The following is a 1,018-nucleotide window of genomic DNA, read 5'->3' as shown; positions in this document are numbered from 1 at the left end:
CGAAGTGCCTACTTCCCAACAAGAAGCTACGCACCAATAGTGGTGCAAGGCGCCGTCAGGCACCATCCCCTGGCTCAACACGAAAGGCACACCATGGGCACCCCCTCCGCCTCGCTTCCCGGCGGCACCTGGACCCTGGGCGACCTGACCGTCACCCGGTTCGGCTACGGCGCCATGCAGCTCGCCGGCCCCTGGGTCATGGGTCCGCCTGCCGACCGCGAGGGCGCACTCGCCGTTCTCCGTGAGGCCGTCGGCCTCGGCATCACCCACATCGACACCGCCGACGCCTACGGGCCACACATCACCAACCAGCTGATCCGCGAAGCGCTGCACCCGTACTCCGACTCGCTGCACATCGTGACCAAGGTCGGGGCGACCCGCGACAAGGAGGGAGGCTGGCCCCCGGCACGCAAGCCTGAAGAGCTGCGCCGGGCCGTCACCGAGAACCTGGAGAACCTCGGCCTCGACACGCTGGACGTGGTCAACCTCCGGCTCGGCGACGCCCAGGGCCCCGTGCCCGGTTCGCTCGCGGAGGCGTTCGGGGCGCTCGTCGACCTCCAGCGGCAGGGCCTCATCCGGCACCTCGGCGTGAGCAACGCGACGGCGGAACAGGTCGCCGAGGCACGCTCGATCGCGCCGATCGTGTGCGTGCAGAACATGTACAACCTCGCCCACCGCCACGACGACGACCTGATCGACGAGCTCGCAGAACAGGGCATCGCCTACGTGCCCTTCTTCCCCCTCGGCGGCTTCAGCCCGCTGCAGTCCTCGGCACTCACGGCCGTAGCCACCCGGTTGGACGCGACGCCCATGTCGGTCGCCCTGGCCTGGCTCCTGCAGCGGTCGCCGAACATCCTGCTGATCCCCGGCACCTCATCGGTGGCACACCTGCGCGAGAACGCCGCCGGCGCGGGACTCCCGCTGTCCGACGACGATCTCGCCGAGCTCGACAAGATCGGCCGCTAACCCTACGGCGCTCACCAGCGGCTGGGCCGGATCGACCGCGGGAAGCTCGGGC

At 69.8% G+C, this 1,018-nt stretch carries 1 protein-coding gene; it reads left to right on the top strand.

All coding sequences use genetic code 11. The annotated features are described in order from the left end of the window. Positions 1 to 93: 93 nt before the first annotated feature. Complete coding sequence (locus tag ACIQFZ_RS43580; protein ID WP_365427467.1) at positions 94 to 966, top strand: aldo/keto reductase family oxidoreductase; 873 nt, start codon at positions 94 to 96, stop codon at positions 964 to 966. The last annotated feature ends 52 nt before the right edge of the window (positions 967 to 1,018 follow it).

It is taken from the genome of Streptomyces sp. NPDC093064 (assembly GCF_044754605.1).
Lineage (GTDB): Bacteria > Actinomycetota > Actinomycetes > Streptomycetales > Streptomycetaceae > Streptomyces.
Note: the sequence above shows the minus strand (reverse complement) of the source record. Positions and strands in the feature narration are given on the sequence as shown.